The organism is Microbacterium sp. ISL-103 (genome assembly GCF_018613995.1).
Taxonomy (GTDB): Bacteria; Actinomycetota; Actinomycetes; order Actinomycetales; family Microbacteriaceae; genus Microbacterium.
The window spans coordinates 1-679 of sequence record NZ_JAGGPD010000495.1 but is presented as its reverse complement, the minus strand read 5'-3'; the positions used below and the strand labels follow the sequence as shown (position 1 = coordinate 679).

Below are 679 nucleotides of genomic sequence, written 5' to 3'. Positions count from 1 at the left end.
GCTCGACGCGAGAGCATCGTCGAGTTCGCCGACCGCGTGCGCGCGCTGCCGCAGGTGATCCAGGTGTTCTTCCTCGGAGGAGATGACGACTTCCTTCTGCACATCGCCGTCGCCGACTCGTCGGAGATGCGGGAGTTCGTGCTCGAGCACCTGTCTGCGCAGTCGAGCGTCGCATCGACGAGGACGAGCATCGTGTTCGACTATCACCGCAACTCCGTCGCAGCGTCGTTCCGCTGACGGGCTCAGGGCCCAGGGCTCACCGGCGCGGCTCCCACGGGTCGCGCCGCTGTATATTGCACGGCGCCTGCGCCCTGCCTATCGTGATGGCGGGGACGGAGCAGCCGACGTGGGTCCGGCGCGCATCCGGTGGGGGTTGCGATGGGGCGAGTGCTCGACGACGCGGAGATCACGGCCTGGCTCGGCAGGCTCTCGGGTGGCTTGTGGCCAGGGGGGAACGTCGATCCGCCGCCTGAGCTGCCGCCCTGGTTCGCGACCGAGATCATCCGTCTCGACGGCCGACTCGGCATGCTCCAGCTGTCGAACTTCGGAGACATGAGGGCCGACGATCCCGATGCGTTCGAGGCCGCTCTGCTGCGCAGATCGATCGGCTCCACCATGCTCTACAGCACGCTCGAGACGGCGCACACCGTCAGCTACGACCGGGCCGCGCCCGAGGACG

2 protein-coding genes are annotated in these 679 nt (G+C 68.3%); both read left to right on the top strand.

The window, feature by feature from the left end; genetic code table 11:
* The coding region (locus tag J7E68_RS16500; protein WP_215174427.1) for an Lrp/AsnC ligand binding domain-containing protein at positions 1-237 on the top strand (237 nt) is incomplete at its 5' end.
* 141 nt (positions 238-378) lie between these two features.
* The coding region (locus J7E68_RS16495; protein ID WP_215174425.1) for a hypothetical protein at positions 379-679 on the top strand (301 nt) is incomplete at its 3' end.